Source organism: Citrobacter sp. KTE30, assembly GCF_000398825.1.
In the GTDB taxonomy this organism is placed as follows: Bacteria; Pseudomonadota; Gammaproteobacteria; order Enterobacterales; family Enterobacteriaceae; genus Citrobacter; species Citrobacter freundii.
The window spans coordinates 858,128-875,394 of the sequence record NZ_KB976055.1 but is presented as its reverse complement, the minus strand read 5'-3'; the positions used below and the strand labels follow the sequence as shown (position 1 = coordinate 875,394).

Genomic DNA, 17,267 nt, shown 5'->3' with positions numbered 1-17,267 from the left:
TAACGCCTAACCGGGCCTACAGGTCGTAGGCCCGGCAAGTGAAGCGTCTCCGGTAATCATCACGCCCGATAAAACGGCTTATCTCCCAGAATCGTTGCCCGATGCATAATGCGCCGCTGCGGCAGATAATCCGCATTCGCATAATGCTGCGTCACGCGATTATCCCAAATCGCCACATCGTTGGGCTGCCAGCGCCAGCGCACCTGAAACTCCGGTTTGGTGATATGCGCGAACAAAAAGCTCAGTAACGCCTCGCTCTCTTTTTCCGTGACATCAACAATTCGTGTGGTAAATCCTTCATTCACGAACAGCGCCTGCTTCCCGCTCACCGGATGCGTGCGCACCACCGGATGCAGCAACGGTGGATGTTTAGCGACGGCCTCCAGCCAGCGCAGGTGCTCCTCTGGGGTCTTGCGATATTTATATTCCTGAAATGATTTACGGAAATCATGCTCTGCCCGCAGGCCACTCAGCAACTGACGGAACGGCTCAGACAATGCTTCATAAGCGGCAATCCCACTAGTCCACAAGGTGTCGCCCCCGGTTGATGGCAGCTCTTTCGCCGCTAAAATCGCCCCGGCAGGCGGCGTGTCGATAAAGGTGACATCGGTGTGCCAGTTGTCGTTATCCGGCGGATTATCGTTATGGGTATCCAGCACGATAATTTCTTCGACTCCTTCGGCATGCGGATAGACCGGGTGAATATGCAGATCGCCAAAACGCAGCGCCAGCGCCCGCTGTTGTTGCGGCGTAATCACCTGTTCGCGCAGAAACACCACCTGGTGGCGCAATACCGCGTGATAAAGCTGTTCAAACTGATTATCGCTCAGCGGACGCGCCAAATCCGCACCGGAAATTTGTGCGCCAATATACGGCCCCAGCGGGGTTATGCTCAGACGTTCACTCATTGTACTTCTCCATGCCAGGGCGTCAGACGGCGCTGAAGCGCGCGCAGACCCAGTTCTAAAATAAACGCGATAACGGCAATCACCGCGATCCCCGCCAGCACCACATCCGTTGCCAGAAACTCACCGGCAGACTGGACCATAAATCCTAAGCCTCGCGTGGCGGCAATCAGCTCTGCCGCCACCAGCGTCGACCAGCCCACCCCAAGTCCGATACGTAATCCGGTGAGGATCTCAGGTAATGCCCCCGGCAAAATAACAAACCACAGCACCTGCGCACGGCTGGCTCCCAGCGATTGCGCGGCGCGCACTCTCACCTGCTGCGCACTTTTCACTCCCGCCAGCGCCGACATCGCTACAGGGGCAAAAATCGCCAGATAGATAAGCAAGATCTTGGACGTTTCACCGATGCCAAACCAAATGACCATCAGCGGTAGATAGGCCAGGGGCGGAACCGGACGATACAGCTCAATGATCGGATCGAGAATGCCGCGCATCGTCGGACTCAGCCCCATAGCGATTCCAACCGGAACGCCCAGCAGCACCGCCGCCAGCAGCGCGATAACAATACGTGTCAGACTCGCCGCCAGATGCTGCCACAGCGTGGCGTCCATAAATCCCTGCGGACCGGCAATAACGATCAGCTTTTGTAAAACCTGTCCCGGTGGCGGTAAAAACAGCGGACTGACTAACTGCAGCGCCGCCACCGTCCACCACAACGCCAAAATGACGGCCAACGTACCAAGGCTTAAGGTAATCTGCCGCGAGAACGGCCAGCGCCAGTTGAGCGCGCGCTGGCGACGGGGTTTATCATTAATCACCACGCTCATGAAAATGCCTCCCGTTGTTCAAAGACTCGACCTAACACGTACTCGCGCATGGCGATAAACTGCGGATCGGACTTAATGCTGCGACTCGACTCTCCAGCCACAAAGCGACGGGCGAAATTCAGCGGCAGACGCTCCAGTACCCGGCCAGGGCCTGGCGACAGCAATACCAGCTCTGTCGCCATAAACACCGCTTCTTCAATATCGTGCGTAATCAACAGCACCTGTTTGCCAGTCTCATGCCACAGCTTCAGCAGCAGGGTTTGCATCTGCTCACGAGTAAAGGCGTCGAGCGCGCCAAAAGGTTCATCCAGCAACAACAACTGTGGATTGGCCGCCAGCGCCCGCGCAATTCCGACGCGCTGCCGCTGTCCACCGGAAAGCTGCCAGATAAAGCGTTTGCCCGCGTCCTCCAGCCCGACTTTCTGCAACATCTCCAGGGCAATACGCTGACGCTGTGGTTTATCCACCCCCGCCAGCTGCAGACCAAAAGCCACGTTGTCCTGCACGTTACGCCAGGGCAGCAGACCTTCATTCTGGAACACGACCCCGCGATCTGCCCCCGGACCATCAACCCTGTTACCCGCCAGCGTGATGCTGCCATGCTGATACGGCACAAATCCGGCAATCAGATTTAACAATGTGGTTTTCCCGCAACCGGAAGGTCCGAGTACCACCAGCAGCTCACCGCTATCGAGCGTCAGGTTGATATCCTCCAGCGCCGGTTTTCCACCGTAGCTGGCGGCAAGATGAGAGATTTGCAGCATCAGCGCCTCCTTATTTATTGCACGAAGCGATCGGTCACATACTGGCTGTAATCCGTCGCAACAGCGGGGACTTTGCCCTGCTCTTTGAGGAACTGCGCGGTGTCGATAATGGCTTTGTTCACCGGTCCGGTCAGTTCGGCAGTCTGCTGTTGCGGCGTCAGGTAAGTGTTACCTTTCACCAGTCCCGGCACATCCGCTTCCGGCACGCCGCTTAAACGCGACAATTTGCTGATATTCTCCGGCTGCTTCAGCCACTCATCGGGATTAGCGATATAAGGTTGCTGCGCATCGATAGCGCTTTTGGCAAAGGCTTTCACCACCTCAGGATGCTTCTCTGCAAAATCTTTGCGTACCACCCACACGTCCAGCGTCGGTGCGCCCCACTCACCAACCTGCGATGAGTCGGTTAACACCTTGCCGTCTTTTTCCAGCGCATTGACCGCAGGAGCCCAGACGTACGCGCCGTCAATATCCCCGCGCTGCCATGCGGCAATAATCGCAGGTGGTTGCAGGTTCACAATCTCCACCTGACCGGGTTTAATCCCCCAGTGTTTCAACGCCGCCAGCAGGCTGTAATGGGTGGTGGAGATAAACGGCACCGCAATGCGTTTGCCAATCAAATCTTCCGGTTTACTGATGTTTTTCTTCACCACTAGTGCCTCGGAGTTACCAAGCTTTGACGCCAGCAGAAAAACTTCAATGGGTACTTGCTGACTGGCGGCGACCGCCAGCGGGCTGGAGCCAAGATTACCGATCTGCACGTCGCCGGAGGCTAGCGCCCGGACGATGCTCGCGCCGCTGTCGAATTTGCGCCAGTCAACGGTAGCGCCGCTCTCTTTGGCAAAAGTATTATCCGCCTGCGCCACTTTGGCGGGTTCGGCGGAGGTCTGATAAGCGACGGTTACGTTCACCGCCTGCGCCTGAAATGCGATGAATGCCAGTGCACCGAGAAGTGCGTTACGCGATGAAATAGCCATGATTGTCTGCTCCCCTGTCTTGTTATGGAGGCAGTATTTCGTTGCGGCACAATTTGATAAAGGAATTAAAAATTCTGGCTAAGAACAAAGCGTTTTTAGAAAAAAAGCGGCAATAGTTAGCGATTTTGCTCATTACAGATGGAATTCGTAGGCCTGATAAGCGCAGCGCCATCAGGCACTGTTGCCGGATGGCGGCGCAAGCGCCTTATCCGGCCTACAACACCCGGCAAATTATTGCGATTTTGTTACATTCGTTACATAACTACACCTGGATGATTGCCAGCGCGGCGCTGACCGGCATCATAGACGCCATTATCAGGCAAGAGAGTAAAATCATGATTCATGTTGTGCTGGTGGATGACCATGTGGTGGTGCGTTCCGGCTTTGCGCAATTACTCAGTCTCGAAGACGATCTCAACGTTACCGGTCAGTACAGCAGCGCAGCGGAGGCCTGGCCTGCACTTCTGCATGATGACGTCAACGTTGCGGTGATGGATATCGCCATGCCGGATGAAAATGGTCTGAGCCTGTTAAAACGACTGCGGGCACAGAAGCCCGGTTTTCGCGCCATCATTCTCAGCATCTATGACTCACCCACGTTTGTGCAAAGTGCGCTGGATGCCGGCGCCAGTGGCTACCTGACCAAACGCTGCGGACCAGAGGAGCTGGTGCAGGCGGTACGATCGGTCGGTATGGGCGGGCATTACCTGTGCGCCGATGCGCTGCGGGCGCTACGCGGCGGCGAACAGCCCGCGCAGGTACTGGAAGTACTGACCCCACGCGAGCGCGAAGTGTTTGAGCTGTTGGTCAAAGGCGACAGCGTAAAAGAGATCGCCTTCAAGCTCGACCTCAGCCACAAGACGGTGCACGTTCATCGGGCGAACGTGCTGGGCAAACTGCAATGCCACAGCACCATCGATCTGGTGCATTTTGCCCTCGACCACCAGCTATTAACGGGGCATTAATGTCGCGTAGCCTTCGGCATTGGGTTATTTCTCTGTTTATTCTGCTGGCCTGGGGATCGGGCTGGTTGATGCTGTGGACGCTGGGGTTTTACCTGACCCACAACGGCCAGCAGGCGGCGCTGTTCCTGCCACACGGCGTCTATCTCGCGCTGCTCATCCTGCTTTCTCGCCGTTACTGGCCCGCGCTGGTATTGCCGCCGGTGCTGATGTTGTTCTGGCTGCACAGTGAGCAATTATTGAATGGCTATATCCTGCTGGCTGCGCCGTTAATTAGCCTGATTCCGGCGAGCATCGGCCAGTCATACTGGCACCGCTTCCCCCTTTACTGGCAGCGCTTAACGCTGCTGCTGGCCGCGGTGACGCTCACCTCATTGCTCAATACCGCCCTACTTTCACCGTTTATCCAAAGTCCGGCAACGTTAATTGGCCTGGCGTCGTTTACCGGCGGCGTGCTGCTGACGCCGTTTGTCTATCTGATCTATGAATTTTTGCGCCAGCAGCACCGCTATCATTTGCTCGGATTGGATACCACCAATCCCCCGCTGCGCACCTCGCTTATCATCTGGTGCAGCCTGTTTTTTATTATTGGCATCGGCACCCAGATGGTGTTGTCGCCGGAGATCGAGCGCCTGTTGCTGATCGTGGTGTTCTTACCGAATGTGGTGATGGCGTGGAAATTTGGCTGGCAGGGCGGCGTGTTGTCCGGATTACTCGGCAGTATGATGATCACCATCGCCCGGCAAATCGGCGTCGGGTTCAGTAATTTACTGGAGCTGGAGATTTTCCTCGCCACCCAGGCGCTGCTCGGCATAGGGCTGGGGATCGCCATCAGCCGCCAGCAGCATCTGGCGCAAAACCTGCACCATTATCGCCAGCGTCTGGAAACTGAACTGGCGGCGCGTCGCGCGCTGACCGAACAGCTGATCCGCACCGAAGAAAACACGCGCAAAAGCCTGGCGCGGGAACTGCACGACGAGATTGGTCAGAACATCACCGCCATTCAAATTCAATCACAACTGGTCAAACGCGCACCGGGTCGCGAGCAAACGCTTGAGGCGGCAAATCAGATCAACGACCTGGCCCGGCGTATTCACCACTCCACCCGCCAGCTGTTGCGCCAGCTGCGCCCACCCGCGCTCGATGAACTGTCTTTTAAAGATGCACTACATCATCTGGTGAATGAATTTGCTTTTGCTGAACGGGGTATTCGCTGTCGCTTTGATTATCAGCTAGAGAATACGCCAGAAAACGAAACGGTGCGCTTCACGCTGTATCGCCTGTTGCAGGAGTTACTCAATAACGTCTGTAAACATGCCGATGCCAGCGATGTGTCGATTACGCTGCGCCAGCAGGAACATAGCTTGTTTCTGGACGTCGCTGACAATGGCGTGGGTATTCTGCCGGAAAAAATTCCCGGTTTCGGTATCCAGGGAATGCGTGAGCGGGTGAGCGCCCTTGGCGGTGAACTGACGATCGAATCAAACAACGGCACACGGGTAATTGTTAACCTGCCCACAAATTTGCAACAAATCAGCCGCTAACCAGGAAAAAGTCTTAGCCACTCTGGACTTTCTCTCATCCCCTTTTGCTTTCACTTTCCTATAGTCAGCACAAACGGAGACTGCCATGCATACACGCTCAGCCAGCGAAACAGATCAACAATACCGGGCGCTACGCCCTCGGCTGCTGATGTGTATGGTCATTGGCTATGCCGCGTTTTATCTGACGCGTAAAAGTGTCAACTACGTCCTCCCGGCGCTACAAACGGACCTGGGTCTGGATAAAGGCGATATCGGCCTGCTGGGGTCGCTGTTTTACCTGACCTATGGCCTGTCGAAATTTACCGCCGGACTGTGGCACGACAGCCATGGACAACGCGCATTTATGGGCATTGGCCTTTTCGCCACCGGTGTTTTGAATGTGCTGTTCGCCTTTGGTGAATCGCTGACGCTACTGCTGGTGGTCTGGACGCTGAACGGATTTTTTCAGGGCTGGGGCTGGCCGCCCTGCGCCCGACTACTGACCCACTGGTACTCGCGCAACGAACGCGGATTCTGGTGGGGCTGCTGGAATATGTCGATCAACATTGGTGGGGCAGTTATCCCGCTGATTAGCGCCTTTGCCGCCCACTGGTGGGGCTGGCAGGCAGCGATGCTGGCACCGGGGATTATCAGCATGGCGTTAGGCATTTGGCTCACTCTGCAACTGAAAGGCACGCCCCGGGAAGAGGGATTACCGACGGTTGGGGAATGGCGGCATGACCCGCTGGAGCTGCGTCAGGAACAGCAAAGTCCGCCGATGGGGCTGTGGCAAATGTTACGTACCACCATGCTGAAAAACCCGATGATCTGGCTGCTCGGCGTGTCGTATGTATTGGTCTATTTGATCCGCATTGCGCTCAACGACTGGGGCAACATCTGGCTGACGGAAAGCCACGGCGTGAATCTGCTCAGCGCCAATGCCACGGTGATGCTGTTTGAAGTTGGCGGTTTGCTGGGGGCGCTGTTTGCCGGATGGGGCTCGGATCTGCTGTTCAGCGGTCAGCGTGCGCCGATGATTTTGCTGTTCACGCTGGGGCTGATGGTCTCCGTCGCCGCGCTGTGGCTGGCGCCGGTGCACCACTACGCGCTACTGGCAATGTGTTTCTTTACGGTGGGCTTTTTTGTGTTTGGCCCACAGATGCTAATTGGCCTCGCGGCAGTGGAGTGCGGACACAAAGCGGCAGCAGGTTCAATTACCGGTTTTCTCGGGCTGTTTGCCTATCTGGGGGCCGCGCTGGCGGGTTGGCCGCTGTCGCTGGTCATAGAACACTACGGCTGGTCGGGAATGTTCAGTTTGCTCTCGGTCGCCGCTGTCTTTATGGGTTTATTGCTGATGCCACTGCTCATTGCAGGCATTACCCCTTCTCTCAGTCAAAGGATAAAACAATGAAACTGACGCTTACCTCTACACTAATTGCCTCCGCTCTGACGCTGGCAGCCTTCAGCAACGCAGCTCAGGCGCAGGGCCGTCTGGTGGTGTATTGCAGCGCCACTAACGAGATGTGCGAAACCGAAACCAAAGCCTTCGGTGAAAAATATGATGTGAAAACCTCATTCATTCGCAACGGTTCGGGCAGTACGCTGGCGAAAGTGGATGCCGAGAAGAAAAATCCACAGGCGGATGTCTGGTACGGCGGTACGCTGGATCCGCAGTCCCAGGCCGGGGAAATGGGCCTGCTGCAGCCGTATAAATCACCCAATCTCGAACAGATCATGGAGAAATTCCGCGATCCCGCGAAGGTGAAAGGCAATCTCTCCTCGGCGGTTTACGTCGGTATTCTGGGCTTTGGCGTCAATACCCAGCGCCTGAAAGAGAAAAACCTGCCGGTGCCAAAATGCTGGAAGGATCTGACCAAACCGGAATACAAAGGTGAAATCCAGATTGCTGACCCGCAAAGCTCCGGTACCGCCTATACCGCGCTGGCGACTTTTGCCCAGTTGTGGGGTGAAGATCAGGCCTTTGACTACCTGAAACAGCTCAACGCCAACGTCTCTCAATACACTAAATCAGGCATTGCCCCAGCGCGTAACGCCGCCCGTGGCGAAACGGCGATTGGCATTGGCTTCCTGCACGACTACTCGCTGGAAAAAGAACAGGGCGCACCGCTGGAGCTAATTTCACCGTGCGAAGGTACTGGCTATGAGATCGGCGGCGTTAGCATTCTGAAAGGCGCGCGCAACCTCGATAACGCCAAACTGTTCGTTGACTGGGTACTGTCAAAAGATGCCCAGGAACTGGCGTGGAAGAAAGGTAAGTCCTATCAGATCCTGACCAACACCACCGCCGAGACGTCTCCTAACTCGCTGAAGCTCGACGACCTGAAACTTATCAATTACGACATGGATAAGTACGGCTCGACCGACGTGCGTAAAGCGTTGATCAATAAGTGGGTCAGCGAAGTGAAGATGGGTAAATAAGCCTACATCGGCGATCATTTGCCGGGTGCGGCGTAAATACCGCATCCGGCCTGGAATACCGGAACCGCTATGTCACACACACTTGCACTCCATCCCGTGAAAAAACGGGATGCGATATTTCTTTGGGTTTTGCTTGGCTGGCTGGCGTTTGCCCTGTTGCCAAGCTGGAGCCTGGACTACGGTCTGCTGGAGTCGACAGGCGAGGAAATACTCGCCGCCTACGGCTGGTCACAGTTCAATATCAGTTGGTTATGGTATCTGCTGCCGAGCCTGCTACTGGTGCGTCCGTTCCATGAGGCCAGGCGCGAACAGCGCTGCCGCCATTATCTTGATGCGGGCTGGGCTTTTTTCTGTATGGCGTTTATCGTCGCCAGCGCGACTCTTGAGGGGCGCGGCTTAGGCTATGCCACCATTGTGCTGTTTGTGGCACTTGGCGCGATCATGACCCTGGCGCTCACCCGTCTGGAATGGCTGGGCGGCGACCGTTTCGTCATCGGCTCGCTCACCGCGATTGTCGCCTTGATCGGTATTTTTATCGTCTGGCCAAGTATCGCTATTTTTATTCCGATGTTCACCAACGACGCCGGGGAATTTGCCCCGCTGGCGTTTATGAATGTGCTGTCGCAGGCACATATCATTCAGGTGATCCTCAACTCGATTATGCTGTCGATTGCCGTCGGCGTCGGCTGTACCTTCTTTGGTCTGGTACTGGCTATCTATACCACCCGTATCGCCAGACGCAGCGCTATTATCGGACGAATTTTCTCGATTCTGCCGATCGTCACCCCGCCGTTTGTCGTGGGTTTAGGCGTCACGCTGATGATGGGACGCTCCGGCTACATCACCGAATTTATGGTCGAATGGTTTGGCTTAACCAACACCAACTGGCTGTACGGTTTTACCGGCATCTGGCTGGCGCAGGTGCTGGCCTTCACTCCGATGGCGTTTATGATCCTCGACGGAGCAATCAAAACCATTCATCCATCGCTGGAAGAAGCGTCGTACACCCTGCGTGCCAGCCGCTGGCAGACCTTTAACGGCGTGTTTGTCCCGCTGCTGAAACCAGCGCTGGCGAACGCCTTTTTGATTGTGGTTGTGCAGTCGCTGGCTGACTTTAGTAACCCGCTGGTGCTCGGCGGTAACTTCGACGTGCTGGCAACGCAAATCTACTTCTACATCACCGGTTCGCAGCTCGACTACCAGGCCGCCAGTACGCTGGGTGCCTTCCTGCTGCTGTTCTCGCTGCTGGTGTTCTGCGTGCAATATATGTGGATTGGTAAACGCTCATACGTCACCGTTTCCGGTAAATCCTACCGGGGCGACGTGCAGCCGTTACCTGTGACGCTGGTATGGAGCGTGGTCGCGCTGCTGGCGGTGTGGATTGCCTTTAACGCCCTGCTGTACGGCAGCATTTTCTACGGCAGTTTCACCGTTAACTGGGGCGTGGACTACACCCTGACGTTAGCGAACTTTACCAAACTGTTCGGTCAGGGGATGAGCGACGGCGCATGGCCTTCACTGCTCGACACCCTGCTCTACGCCGGTATTGCCGCGCCGATCACCGCCATCTTCGGCCTGCTGATCGCCTGGGTAGTCGTGCGCCAACAGTTTAAGGGCAAGAAGACCATCGAGTTCACCACCATGCTGTGCTTTGCCGTCCCGGGCACCGTCGCGGGCGTATCGTACATTCTGGCCTTTAACAGCGCCCCGGTGTACCTCACTGGTACGGCGGCGATTGTCATTATCTCGATGGTAATGCGTAACGTCCCGGTCGGCATTCGCGCGGGTATCGCGGGCTTAGGCCAGATCGATAAATCACTGGATGAAGCCTCGCTCAGCCTGCGCGCCGGTTCGCTGCGTACCATTACGCATATCCTGCTGCCGCTGCTACGCCCGGCGATCCTTTCGGCGCTGATTTACAGCTTTGTGCGCGCCATTACCACCGTCAGCGCCATTGTGTTCCTCGTCACGCCGGATACCCGCGTGGCCACGGCCTACATCCTTAACCGCGTGGAAGACGGCGAATACGGTGTGGCGATTGCCTACGGTTCCATTCTGATCGTGGTGATGCTGGCGATTATTTTCATCTTTGACTGGCTGATCGGTGAATCACGTACCTCCCGTTCAAAAGCCAAAAACCAGGCGTAATGGAGCGCACTATGACTCAGAAAAATTTCGTTGAACTGCGCAACGTCACCAAACGATTTGGCAGTAATACGGTAATTGACAATATCAACCTCACCATCCCGCAGGGGCAAATGGTGACGCTGCTCGGCCCGTCCGGTTGCGGTAAAACCACCATTTTGCGCCTGGTCGCCGGGCTGGAAAAACCGAGCGAAGGGCAGATTTTCATTGATGGCGAAGACGTCACCCATCGCTCAATTCAGCAGCGTGATATCTGTATGGTGTTTCAGTCCTATGCCCTGTTCCCGCATATGTCGCTGGGAGAGAACGTTGGTTACGGCCTGAAGATGCTCGGCGTGTCCCGCGCTGAGGTGAAAACCCGTGTCAAAGAGGCACTGGCGATGGTCGATCTGGAAGGATTCGAAGAACGCTATGTTGATCAGATCTCCGGCGGTCAGCAGCAGCGCGTAGCGCTGGCCCGCGCGTTGATCCTCAAGCCGAAAGTGCTGCTGTTTGATGAGCCGTTGAGTAACCTCGACGCCAACCTGCGTCGCAGCATGCGCGACAAGATCCGCGAACTGCAAAAGCAGTTTGATATCACCTCGCTGTACGTCACCCACGATCAGAGCGAAGCCTTTGCGGTTTCCGATACCGTGCTGGTGATGAACAAGGGGCACATCATGCAGATCGGTTCACCGCAGGATCTTTACCGCCAGCCCGCCTCGCGCTTTATGGCAAGTTTTATGGGTGACGCCAACCTGTTCCCGGCCACCTTCGGTGACCAATACGTTGATATCTACGGCTACCACCTGCCGCGCCCGCTGCACTTTGATACGCAAGGCGAAGGCATAGTCGGCGTGCGCCCGGAAGCGATCACGCTTAGCGATCGCGGCGAAGAGAGTCAGCGCTGCGTGATCCGCCACGTGGCCTATATGGGCCCCCAGTATGAAGTCACGGTGGAATGGCACGGGCAGGAGATCTTATTGCAGGTCAACGCTACGCGTTTACAGCCGGACGTCGGCGAGCAGTATTATCTCGAAATCCATCCGTACGGCATGTTTGTTCTGGCGGATGCAGCATAACGTTTTGTGGCTTTGTAGGCCGGATAAGGCCTACATCTTTCAAAACTATTGACAATAATTCAATTGCGAATCCATCGTAATACTATGATTTTACGATGGATTTAACAGGTGTGAAATCTCAAATACGAGCATACAATTTTAAAGTAACAACATACCCTGCTGTTATGCAATTACGAAAAGCAACGAAATGCCTATAATGCAAAAATTTTGGAGTCTATTGTTTAATGCGTGATATAAAATGATCTTTTAAAACATTATCAGAGATTCTTCATTTTACTGAAAATGAGAAAGATATTGTTAATCAGCATATACATAAAAGTATAGGTGAAATATTATGATAGTTACGATTATATCGTTGAAAAAAGTGAGACAACAATAAAATGCAAGAAAGCAATCCAGATACTGCCATCAAATGATGGGTTACTGATATTCAATTGTCAATTAAAAAGAAACAAGAGTTTTAACACACAAGGCAAATGAATCACCTGAATGATATTTACGACCTGAATCTTTAATGTAAGAATTCAGGTTTTTTTTTGAAGTTTGAGATTGGTATCACAATAAAAGCAATAAAAATAGTCTGATATCAAAGTTTGACATTGCATGCGAGAACTTTAGTTATGAGATCTATTAATTGGCGTTCTGAAGGGTTTTTATTATCGCCAGGAGATCAAACAAGTTGTGGTGGATTTATAATAAGGAATAAGGAATGCCATATTGTCGAAGGAATGGAAATAGTATATGAAATGGATGAGTATGTATGTGGAGCAAATGGCAGAACATATAAAATAAAAGGTGGCGTACCGAAAGGTTCATGGATTGAAAGAGAGAAGGGTTTATTTCGTCGAACAAGCCTAAGTTCCTGGGATAGTGATATTGACTCGGAGGGTCGAAAAATAGAATCACCATCATCAAGGATAAAGCGACTCAAAGAAGAAACATCTTTGTACAGGCGTCAACCCGATTATCTTCGGGATTCTGAAAACATAAATGAACGTAGTAGATTTGTCGGAAGCGCGGGGGGAACGATAAATCTGAGAAAAAGAACAATCCTTAATAATGAAAAAGAAGATATTTTTTCACATAGAACATCTAATTTCCGATTCCGAACCAGAATAAGTAATGAATTATATAATCATTACTTAATAATAGGGCGTGATATGTCTCAATACGAGACAGAAATCATATGCCTGCTGGCAGGTTCAGCACATAGCAGAGGTACATGTCCTTGCCAATGTCGATTTATACCCCATTTGAATATTACATACAGATATGATGATTATATTTTAGCAAGCTATGAAGCAGCAAACAGGCCTCAAAATTCAACACCACCAGTTCGCGCAGCAAGACAAATTGCAGAGTCGAGACAATCAGTTGAACCGGGATTTTGTGTAGTACCAGAATTGACGACACCTAAATCATATGAATGTGAATTAATGGTTAGTCCACCATCAGGAGTAAAAGAGTTATATCATCAGTTGAATCCAGAAAAAAAGAAAAAGCCCGGTTCAATTTTAGTTGTTGCTGATCCACTATCCCAATCGCCTGAAAAAATTGCGCAAGTACAAACAGCAAGGGACAGAATTGATAAAGCACTTGAACCACTGACCACTGAGGAAGCCAAATTACTGTATGAAAACAGAACCCCAATAGATATATTTTCATCTAATATATACAGCGATGCTTTAGGACAAAGCGGGGATATTTTTGGTTATATAAAGGATGTGGGAGGTGGTTATTATGAAGAAATAAATAAAATACTAAACGAAATTCAGGAGCTTTATAAAAAAACATATAACCAAAATTCTGGACGCATTTCTGGAGAGGAGTTTTTTGGTCAGCGAGAAAGGTTATTTAAAAAGCTAGATGGTATTTTGAATAAATTTTCAAAAGAACAATTGAATTTAAAACAATACGAACAAATAAAAGACGCATTGGGTTTATCCACAAAATCCATTATGTATAAGTGGGATCAAACAGGTGTGAAAGATATTGAAGGTTATGCAAGCTACATAGAAAAATCTGCCAAACTTCTAAAAATAATGAAAACAACAGGCTATGTTGGTATTGGTCTTGATTTTGCCAGCTATACAACAAATGTGTATGACGCTTGCGCAAAGGGACGAGAGAGCGAATGTAGAAAAACAGCAATAACGGAGTATAGTAAATTTGGCTCTAAACAGATAGTGGGTATTGCTGCGGGAGGTGCCGCTGGACCAGCAGCAAGGGCAATCTGTATGTGGGCATTAGGACTTATCACAGCAGAAGCGGGGGCAATTGGTGCGGGACTGTGCCTGGCAACTGGAATCGGTACGGGAATTGTAGCTGGAAAAGTAGCAGAGAAAAAAGGTGAAGGATGGGGGGAGTATTGGGGAGAAACTATTAATAATGCGATAGATAATAATCCAGATAAGTTAACCCATTCACCCGACACGTTTAATGAAGAAGCAGGTATATTAATATATGAAAAACTTTTTGATAGAAAACTTCGATAATATAAAATTTTTATTTATTACGGCTATTTTATTTAGTTTTTTTGTATTAGTATTTGTTTCATATGTAATTAATAAAAATAGCTATGAGAAAATCGTGAAATTATATGAGGAAAAATTTGACCATTTACCTCTGACAGCACGTATGGCAAGGGGGGCAAGTTTGATCGGTACCCCGGCAGCATATCATGCAAAAATTGGTTTTATAATGGGTAGCCTAATATTTCCATATAATCGTGTTACGAATCATGATATGAGCATGGAAGGGTATAGATTTATTCGCAGTTTACCAAGTGGTCTGATTACCGGTTTTAGAGTAGAAGCGGCTGTGTGGTTTGTATTGATTATGCTAATATCTGGTTTGATTTGTATTGAAAATATAGTGTAAGTTGAAAGAAGGGACTTTATAAAAGTTCCTTCTTTCAACTTATTTCAATGCCCCATATATCTGATCAACAATCCATCCGTAAGTAGCAGCAGGTAATAACCCACTAAAAAAACATTTGGATTCACTTTAGGATCGGCTACTGGCGAATGTGGTCTGTTACCTAAAATAACAATAGCCATATGACTAACTGGATCGATAGAGGTCAGTGTTACGATCCAGCAATGCCTGATGCGCTTATCAGACCTACAGTGAACGATGCAGGCCCGATAAACTCTCAGCTTCGCGCTTTTAGCACGGCAATATCTTTCGGCGTGGTGCGACAGCACCCGCCAATCAACCGTGCGCCAGCGGCCTGCCACTGCGGCAGATAATCCGCCAGACGCGCACAATGCTCACCGTGATGATGCCAGGTTTTGCTCACGGCATCATACTGCTCGCCCGAGTTCGGATACACCACCAGCGGCAGCGCCGTTAAACCGTGTAAATGCTGCAACGCAGCGGTGGTGTTTTCCAGCGCAATGCAGTTAATACCTAGCGCCACCACCTGCGGATAACCCGCCGCCAGCAACGCAACCACGTCACGCAGCGGCGTACCGTCGCTCAGGTGCTCGCTGTCGCGCAGGGTAAATGAGAACCACGCCCGCGCACGCGGATATGCAGTCAATAACTCAGCCAGCGCGCTAATTTCGGCAAAATTTGGCAGGGTTTCACAGGCCAGAAGATCGGCCCCGGCATCCAGCAAGGCTTCCACGCGCGGGCGGTGAAACACCTGAAACTCTTCAGCGCTACGTTGGTAATCACCACGGTATTCAGAACCATCCGCCAGATACGCGCCGTAAGGCCCGACCGATCCTGCTACCAGCAGCGTACCCGCCTGCGGGTTCTCGGCCAGATACGCTTCACGGGCTTTACGCGCCAGCTCCACGCTTTTGCCAATCAGCGCTTTCGACTGCGCTTCATCCAGATCTCGCGCGGCAAAGCCCGCCGGCGTCGCCTGATAGCTAGCGGTGATCGCGCATTGCGCCCCCGCCCGGTAGTAATCGAGATGGACTTCGCGGATAAGCTCCGGATTTTCGACCAGCACTTTGGCTGACCACAGGCTATCGGCTAAATTACAGCCACGCGCTTCCAGCTCCGTCGCCATCGCACCATCGAGCAACAGGAAATCCTGTTTATCGAGGATGGCGCTTAACGGATTATTCTGCGACATGTTCGGACTCCTGTTTGGCTTTACGCGGTTGAGTAAGGAAATAAGCACCATAACACACTGCCACAAACGGTAACCCGCACCACAGCGCAATTCTCTGCGCTGGATCGAATGCCAGCCCGACACAAGCCACCAGACACAGCACAAATCCCAGTACCGGCACCAGCGGATACCACGGCGCGCGATAATGCAATTCACTCAATGCCTTACCCTGCTGCAGATGACGGCGGCGAAAGACGAAGTGTGAAGCACAAATGCTCAGCCACACCGCCACCACCGCAAATCCGGAGATTGCCGACAGCGCGACAAATACCGTATCCGGGGCCACCACGCTGGAAAACAGCGCCAGCACACCACCGAGCATACTGACCGACAGCGCCGTCAGCGGCACGCCATTTTTCGTTACTCGCGCAAAACAGGCCGGTAGCGTACGTTCATTTGACAGCGACCACAGCATGCGCCCGGAGGCATACAGCCCGGAGTTCGCCGCGGATAGAATAGCCGTCAGGATCACGAAGTTAAAAATATCGGCGGCGTAAGGAATCCCCACCTTCTCAAACACCAGCACAAACGGGCTTTTCTCCACGCCCGCCTGCTGCATCGGGATCAGCGCCGCCAGCACAAACACGGTGCCGATAAAGAAAATAATCAGTCGCGCGATAGTGGTACGAATCGCTACCGGAATGACCTTGCGCGGGTTTTCTGTTTCTCCGGCGGCAATACCGATAAGCTCGGTTCCCGAAAAAGCAAAATTCACCGCCACCATCGTCATCAGGATCGGTAAGCCACCGTGTGGGAACCAGCCTTCCGCCGTGATATTACTCAGTCCAGGCGCGGGCGAGCCATCCTGCATCGGGATAAAACCAAAAATCGCCGCCCCGCCGAGGATGATAAAGGCGATGATAGTGACCACTTTTACCAGCGAGAACCAGAACTCCCCTTCGGCAAAAAAGCGCGTGGAGATGACGTTCAGGCCAAAAATAATCGCGCAGAACACCACACACCAGACCCAAACCGGCACCTGTGGAAACCAGTACTGCATACAGAATCCGGCGGCGGTAAAACTCGAACCCAGCGCTACAGTCCAGGTCAGCCAGTAGAGCCAGGCCACGGTATATCCCGTTGCGGGGCCGAGATAACGCGCAGCATAGACGTGAAACGCCCCGGTCTCCGGCATCGCGACCGACAGCTCGCCCAAACACTGCATAACCAACCAGACCACCAGCGCGCCAATCAGATAAGCCAGCAGCGTTCCCGCCGCCCCGGTGGTGGAGATGATGTACCCGGTATTGAAGAATAACCCTGTCCCAATCACGCCGCCTAAGGAGAGCATTATCAGGTGACGCGTTTTCATTGTGCGCTTCAGTGGCGCATTTTGTTGTGTTGTTTGCATGTAACCTTCTAAACGTATGGACATCTAAACATCCAAAGAAGGTTTGTTATACCGCGTTTGTTAACAGAATGCAAAGTCAACCCTGCACCAGGCGCAGATGCCCGCGCCGGGCGCTTAATATCGGGTGGGGATTAATAATCAAATACAAAAAGGGCCGCCAGCTCATAACGCCTCCGTTGCC

At 52.5% G+C, this 17,267-nt stretch carries 14 protein-coding genes and 1 pseudogene; 8 read left to right on the top strand and 7 right to left on the bottom strand.

The genetic code is table 11. From position 1 onward, the window contains the following. Positions 1–59: 59 nt before the first annotated feature. From tauD to tauA, 4 genes are read right to left on the bottom strand one after another with little or no spacing between them, the layout of a single operon-like run. Complete coding sequence (gene tauD / locus WC1_RS18700; protein ID WP_003021417.1) at positions 60–908, bottom strand: taurine dioxygenase; 849 nt, start codon at positions 906–908, stop codon at positions 60–62. Then, positions 905–1,735: a taurine ABC transporter permease TauC gene (gene tauC / locus WC1_RS18705; protein WP_003021414.1), complete on the bottom strand. Its 831-nt coding sequence runs from the start codon at positions 1,733–1,735 to the stop codon at positions 905–907. Before tauC ends, tauD begins: the two co-directional genes overlap by 4 nt. Next, complete coding sequence (tauB, locus tag WC1_RS18710; RefSeq protein WP_003838608.1) at positions 1,732–2,499, bottom strand: taurine ABC transporter ATP-binding subunit; 768 nt, start codon at positions 2,497–2,499, stop codon at positions 1,732–1,734. Before tauB ends, tauC begins: the two co-directional genes overlap by 4 nt. Positions 2,500–2,513: 14 nt before the next feature. Then, positions 2,514–3,476 (bottom strand): taurine ABC transporter substrate-binding protein, encoded by a 963-nt coding sequence (tauA, locus tag WC1_RS18715; RefSeq protein WP_003021410.1) that lies wholly within the window; start codon positions 3,474–3,476, stop codon positions 2,514–2,516. A gap of 335 nt (positions 3,477–3,811) precedes the next feature. Here tauA and WC1_RS18720 point away from each other — a divergent pair, with 335 nt between their 5' ends. From WC1_RS18720 to WC1_RS18755, 8 genes are all read left to right on the top strand, one after another. Beyond that, complete coding sequence (locus tag WC1_RS18720; RefSeq protein WP_003021406.1) at positions 3,812–4,441, top strand: response regulator transcription factor; 630 nt, start codon at positions 3,812–3,814, stop codon at positions 4,439–4,441. After that, a complete protein-coding gene (locus tag WC1_RS18725) occupies positions 4,441–5,982 on the top strand; it encodes an MASE1 domain-containing sensor histidine kinase (RefSeq protein ID WP_016149684.1) in 1,542 nt (513 codons plus the stop codon). Before WC1_RS18720 ends, WC1_RS18725 begins: the two co-directional genes overlap by 1 nt. 85 nt (positions 5,983–6,067) lie before the next feature. After that, complete coding sequence (gene uhpC / locus WC1_RS18730; protein WP_003021400.1) at positions 6,068–7,372, top strand: MFS transporter family glucose-6-phosphate receptor UhpC; 1,305 nt, start codon at positions 6,068–6,070, stop codon at positions 7,370–7,372. Further along, entirely contained in the window at positions 7,369–8,400 is a 1,032-nt protein-coding gene (locus tag WC1_RS18735) for an ABC transporter substrate-binding protein (RefSeq protein WP_003021397.1), read from the top strand. Before uhpC ends, WC1_RS18735 begins: the two co-directional genes overlap by 4 nt. A 69-nt stretch (positions 8,401–8,469) precedes the next feature. Beyond that, positions 8,470–10,548 (top strand): ABC transporter permease, encoded by a 2,079-nt coding sequence (locus WC1_RS18740; RefSeq protein WP_016149683.1) that lies wholly within the window; start codon positions 8,470–8,472, stop codon positions 10,546–10,548. An 11-nt stretch (positions 10,549–10,559) separates the two neighbouring features. Beyond that, a complete protein-coding gene (gene fbpC, locus WC1_RS18745) occupies positions 10,560–11,606 on the top strand; it encodes a ferric ABC transporter ATP-binding protein (protein ID WP_016149682.1) in 1,047 nt (348 codons plus the stop codon). Between the two features lie 620 nt (positions 11,607–12,226). Further along, positions 12,227–14,101, top strand: coding sequence for a hypothetical protein (locus WC1_RS18750; protein WP_016149681.1), 1,875 nt, complete (start codon positions 12,227–12,229; stop codon positions 14,099–14,101). Then, positions 14,070–14,486 carry a hypothetical protein gene (locus WC1_RS18755; protein WP_016149680.1) on the top strand — a complete coding sequence of 139 codons (417 nt, stop codon included), beginning with the start codon at positions 14,070–14,072 and terminating at the stop codon, positions 14,484–14,486. Before WC1_RS18750 ends, WC1_RS18755 begins: the two co-directional genes overlap by 32 nt. A 39-nt stretch (positions 14,487–14,525) precedes the next feature. Here WC1_RS18755 and WC1_RS23295 read toward each other — a convergent pair. The 3 genes and pseudogenes from WC1_RS23295 to mmuP all read right to left on the bottom strand — a co-directional run. Continuing rightward, positions 14,526–14,704, bottom strand: a pseudogene (locus tag WC1_RS23295) (penicillin binding protein PBP4B); the annotation flags it as partial. A gap of 56 nt (positions 14,705–14,760) precedes the next feature. Beyond that, positions 14,761–15,696 carry a homocysteine S-methyltransferase gene (mmuM, locus tag WC1_RS18760; protein WP_016149679.1) on the bottom strand — a complete coding sequence of 312 codons (936 nt, stop codon included), beginning with the start codon at positions 15,694–15,696 and terminating at the stop codon, positions 14,761–14,763. Next, positions 15,683–17,086, bottom strand: a complete 1,404-nt coding sequence (mmuP, locus tag WC1_RS18765; RefSeq protein WP_003838622.1) for an S-methylmethionine permease — start codon at positions 17,084–17,086, stop codon at positions 15,683–15,685. The genes mmuM and mmuP overlap by 14 nt, the downstream gene beginning before the upstream one ends. Positions 17,087–17,267: the final 181 nt, after the last annotated feature.